This window comes from Streptomyces sp. MK37H, assembly GCF_018035285.1.
In the GTDB taxonomy this organism is placed as follows: Bacteria; Actinomycetota; Actinomycetes; order Streptomycetales; family Streptomycetaceae; genus Streptomyces; species Streptomyces endocoffeicus.
Map to the genome: position 1 here is coordinate 1 of NZ_JAAAYH010000586.1, position 4,423 is coordinate 4,423.

6 protein-coding genes are annotated in these 4,423 nt (G+C 67.2%); 2 read left to right on the forward strand and 4 right to left on the reverse strand.

What is annotated here, in order from left to right:
• Window positions 1–3: 3 nt before the first annotated feature.
• Window positions 4–978 carry a CU044_5270 family protein gene (locus tag GWI24_RS41040; RefSeq protein WP_210951116.1) on the reverse strand — a complete coding sequence of 325 codons (975 nt, stop codon included), beginning with the start codon at window positions 976–978 and terminating at the stop codon, window positions 4–6.
• A complete protein-coding gene (locus GWI24_RS41045; RefSeq protein WP_210951117.1) occupies window positions 971–1,588 on the reverse strand; it encodes an RNA polymerase sigma factor in 618 nt (205 codons plus the stop codon). Before GWI24_RS41045 ends, GWI24_RS41040 begins: the two co-directional genes overlap by 8 nt.
• A gap of 553 nt (window positions 1,589–2,141) precedes the next feature.
• On the opposite strand from GWI24_RS41045, the gene GWI24_RS41050 reads away from it, so the two are divergent.
• Window positions 2,142–2,402 carry a CopG family transcriptional regulator gene (locus tag GWI24_RS41050; RefSeq protein ID WP_210951118.1) on the forward strand — a complete coding sequence of 87 codons (261 nt, stop codon included), beginning with the start codon at window positions 2,142–2,144 and terminating at the stop codon, window positions 2,400–2,402.
• Window positions 2,399–2,842: a PIN domain-containing protein gene (locus tag GWI24_RS41055; protein ID WP_210951119.1), complete on the forward strand. Its 444-nt coding sequence runs from the start codon at window positions 2,399–2,401 to the stop codon at window positions 2,840–2,842. The genes GWI24_RS41050 and GWI24_RS41055 overlap by 4 nt, the downstream gene beginning before the upstream one ends.
• A gap of 333 nt (window positions 2,843–3,175) precedes the next feature.
• Here GWI24_RS41055 and GWI24_RS41060 read toward each other — a convergent pair whose 3' ends face one another.
• The gene (locus GWI24_RS41060; RefSeq protein ID WP_210951120.1) at window positions 3,176–3,700 is read right to left on the reverse strand and encodes a hypothetical protein; all 525 of its coding nucleotides are present in this window, start codon (window positions 3,698–3,700) and stop codon (window positions 3,176–3,178) included.
• 82 nt (window positions 3,701–3,782) lie between these two features.
• On the reverse strand, window positions 3,783–4,423 hold a 641-nt coding region (locus GWI24_RS41065), incomplete at its 5' end, for a nucleotidyl transferase AbiEii/AbiGii toxin family protein (RefSeq protein WP_247617588.1).

Genomic DNA, 4,423 nt, shown 5'->3' on the forward strand with positions numbered 1-4,423 from the left:
GGCCTAGGGGCGCTGCTTCAAGCGGTCGACGATCGCCCAGTCCGCCACGTGCGACAGCTGGATGTACGTCTTCTTCCCGGAACGCGAGGTCCGCTCGTCGCGGAAGCCCAGGAATTCATAGGACTCCGGGTCGAAGATGAGGTACTTGCCCTTCTCGGACGCGCGCTTGGGGTAGGAGATCCCCACCCCGGTGCGCCCGGCGGAGTCCTTCATCCCCGGGGTCGCCTTGACCCCGGGCACCAGGGCCAGCGCCTCGTACGCGGCGGGACGCAGTCCCTCGGGCAGCACCGGCCACTTCAGGAGCTCGCCGAGCATGGAGTAGGCGTCGTACCAGTCCCACGCGGTGAAGTCGTCGATCGACTTGTCGGACGTGCCGACGCCGACGATGCCCGGGATGAGCTTCTCCGGATCGGTGGGCAGCTTCTTCAGCTTGCTCCACTCCCGAGGCGGCCACACGCCCTCGTTCTTCCCCATGGGCTCTTCCCAGATCACCCGGCCGAGCTCCATGGTCAAAGATCGCTTGGAGCCGTCCACCGAGTCCCAGTTCTCGTCCATGTAGGTCTTGACCGCGCCGGTCTTCCGCTCCGTCTCCTTGATGCTCCGCTTCCAGTAGATGAACTGGTCGTCGCGCGGCGCCACGGGCTTCTCGTGCTTACTCGCCCGCGCTGCCGCCCCGTTCAGCACCGTCACGGCGCCGGCGTTGCGCATCTGCGGGGCGTTCGTGCCCGCGCGGTCGGTGCGGCCGCCCTCGTCGGCGCCGTCCGCGGCGATCAGTACCGCCGTGCCCGTAACCGCCATGGTGACCACCGCGGCTGTCGCGAGGCGCAGCGCGTGGCGGCGGCTGGGTGCGGCGTCGGGGTGCCGCTCCGTGCGCGTAATCGTGTTGAGCAGTCGGTGGCGGGCCTGCGCTCGGGCCGGTTCGGTGAGCGGGGCCGCGTCCGCGTTCCAGTCCCGCAGGAGTTCGAGTTCGTCAGTCATGGCCGGATGCCTCTCGCAGTGTCGTCGGATCGGATCCGCCCAACGCTTCGCGTAGCTTGCTGCGAGCCCGGTGCAGCCGTGATCTGACCGTGCCGATGGGGACACCGAGGGCCTGGGCCACCTCCTCGTAGCCGAGACCGCCCCACACCACCAACAGCAGCACGTCCCGGTGCCGCGCGGGCAGTGCGGCCAGTGCCGCCGCCAGCTCGCGGCGTATGGCCTGTGCCCCTACCCGGGCCGCAGCCCGGTCGGCCAGCGGCTCCTCGTGGTCGGCGGGGGCCGGGATGCGGGCCAGGGCCTTGAACCGGCGGGCCTCGGCCCGCCGGTGCCGGCCGACCAGGTTGGTCGCTATGCCGAACAGCCAGGGCTGGGCGTCCTTGCCCATGGCCCGCGCGGGGTCGTACCGGTGCCGCTGCTGGAAAGCAGTGGTGAAGGTCTCCGCCATGAGGTCGTCGGCCGGCTCGCCGCCGAGCCTACGGGCCAGATAACGGTGTACCGCATCCGCGTGTCGGTCGAAGAGCACGGCGAATGCCTCGGGCTCATCCCGGGACCGCGCAATTACCGAGGCATCGCTCTCCGCCCCCGTGCGGACGCCTGGCTCGACGGTCATCGGGGCTCCTCTCGTCCTAAAGAACGCTTCGAAGGCTTGGGCTTTCCTCTCTCCTTCGCCCGTCGCCCCCGGCGAGTTCCCTTGGAGCCCTGGCCGCTGGTCCCTGGTAGTGCTTGGTCGGGTTGGTATCGGTTCTGGCATGTCGCGGTGACAGGTGGGGCAGGCGCCGGTCCAGAGCGCGAGGAGTGACTGCGGTTCGCGGGTGACCCGATACAGGATCCGGCCGACGCCCTGCCGTCTGACCCCGCAACCTTGGCACGTCAGCGCTCGACGTTGCTGATGAGGGCTTTGTGCTGGAGCGGGTGACGGGAATCGAACCCGCGCTCTGAGCTTGGGAATCATGGGGCGTGGTGGGCGCGGAACCGGCTCTCACCTGCTGGAACGGGTGCTGTGTCGAGTCACGTCCGGGCTGGCCCCACGCCGTCATTGACCGTGGTTCGCCGCTCCAGCGGGCACACATCGGGCACGGCCGAGACGGGGCGACCAGCGTGTTACGCAGAGGGGATCGAACGCCTGACATACACCACTTTCGCACATGTGTTACTCTAGGTACATGTCCATGAAGCGCACCAATGTCTATGCCGACCCGGAAGACCTCGCCATCATCAAGGAGGCCGCCAAGCGTCGCGGTATCAGTGAGGCCGAGATCATCCGGCAGGGCATCCATCTTGCTGCCATGGCCAATCGCGTGTGGGACGAGCCGTTGTTCTCTCGCACTTTCCCCGGCCCTGGGCGCACTCTTGCCAAGGGCGAGGTGCGTGATGTCGTTGCTGACGCTGCCCAGCGCGAAACCGGTTCAGGAACTGCTGCGTGATCGTCGTCATCGCTGACACCTCCGGCCTGCTGGCAGCGCTCGATTCCACACACCCGGAGCATGACGCGGCGCAGGAGGCCATCATGGCTGCCGGGCTGCTCGTCATGTCTCCATTGCTGCTTGCTGAGCTCGACCACGTGGCAACCCACGAACTCGGCCGCGAGGCCGCAGTGAGCGCGATCGACGACATCCGGGGCTGGATGCGACGCGGCCGGGTATCCGTACCGCAGATTACTGAGGGCCACCTCGGCATCGCCCAGACCGTCCGATCCCGCTACCTGGCGCTCGACCTGGATCTCACCGACGTGGTGAACGTCGCCCTGGCGGCCGACTACGACACCGACGCGATCCTCACCCTGGATCGCCGAGACTTCCGCGCCGTACGCCCCCTCGGCCATCACAAGGCCTTCCGCGTCCTGCCTGACGATCTACCCCTCTGAAGCCCCACACGCGCTGCGGAGGGCCTCGAAGGACAGTCCGCCCTCTCCCGCGCGGAGTTGTCGACCCGTGCCGGGTCGGTGTGCCCACTCGGTTGGAGAGACGAGGCCTTCTGGCGCGGATCTGGTGTAAGACGCTTAGCGCGGTCTCAACAACAAACAAGGCCCAGGTCGCTGACCTGGGCCTTAAGCGTGGAGCGGGTGACGGGAATCGAACCCGCGCTCTGAGCTTGGGAATCACGGGGTCTGGTGGGCACCGAGCCTGTTCTGACCTGCTGGAACGGGCTACCCGCCGTGGCAGGCCGGAGTTCCCGAACGACCCGTGTTGACCGTGATTCACCGCCCGATCGGGCACGCATCGGGCACGACTTTGCTTCCGGATCTAGCTGGTCGGTGAGAACGGTTCGCCCGGGCTTCTTCGGACCCTGGTCGAAGGACCGCCGCATATTCCGCCAGTCGGCGCTCCGCGCGTTGACATTGCGCGTAGATGTCCCAGGCGTGGTCGACGATCTCCATCGGCCCATGCAGTTGAACGATCATTGCTGCGTGGGCCACGTCATCCTGCCTGGAGTCCAGCGTGCTGTAGAGGGCAGGGTCGACCTGTTGCCATTCGGGGTTGATGCCGAAATGTCGACCGTTGATCACGGATTGTACGTCTACGAACGTCCGGGAGAACTGGAAAGCCGCTGTCCCCAGATCCGCGTAGGCGGCACGCCGCGCCTCCGCTCGGGATAGCTCGTGGTTCTCAGCACCGGCCACCGCTGCCGCCTCGACGGCCGATCGTCCTCCGATGCGGGCTCCGACAAGCGCCGCCAGAGCCCCCACTGCTGCCGCGACTACCGCCGCAATCCCCGCGTCCACGCTCTGCCTGACGCGCGGTGCCCGTCGAACGGTTCCAGGCCCGTGGACGAGCCCTCGGCCTGCGACGGGGAGGCATACGGGGTCAAAGCAATTTGTGCTGCCAGTGGGCAAAGGTGGCGCGGATCGTGGCGGCTTGGTCGGCGTCGAGATCGTAGGCGGCGAACTGCTTGTCGGTGTACCGCTGGATGCGGGCGAGTGAGTCGGCGAACATACGACGGTCGAAGCCTGCGTCGTTCTGGGCGGCGAGGTCCATGAGTTGTTCGCGGGTGTAGCCGGCCTTCAATAGCCCCGCGACGTCGATGGCGTCGCGGACCTCGGCTCGGGCGAACAGTGCACTGGTCTTACCTGCGGCGACGTCATCGCGGTGGAGTACCGGGCCGAGGTCGGAGTCGACCGGCGTGTGGTGCAGGAATTCAGCGACGAGTTCCACCTTGCTCTGTGTGCCTGAAGCTGGGTCGGTGACGTTCAACCTGGTGTAGGTGGGAGTCAGGTGGACCTGCTCGACGATGTATCCAGCGGCTTTGTAGGCGGTGGTGATCCGCTCCGCGGCCTGTTCCATCTCGCGGCTCGCTCTGTCGAACGGTGCGAAGAGGTCCACGTCATCACTGACTCGGTTGACGATGTGGTGGGCCTGGACGGCGTAACCGCCTGCGAGGGCGTATCCGTAGTCCTCGGCGAGAGCGTCCAGCCCGATGCGGATCAGTTGGCGGTGCAAGTCGTCCA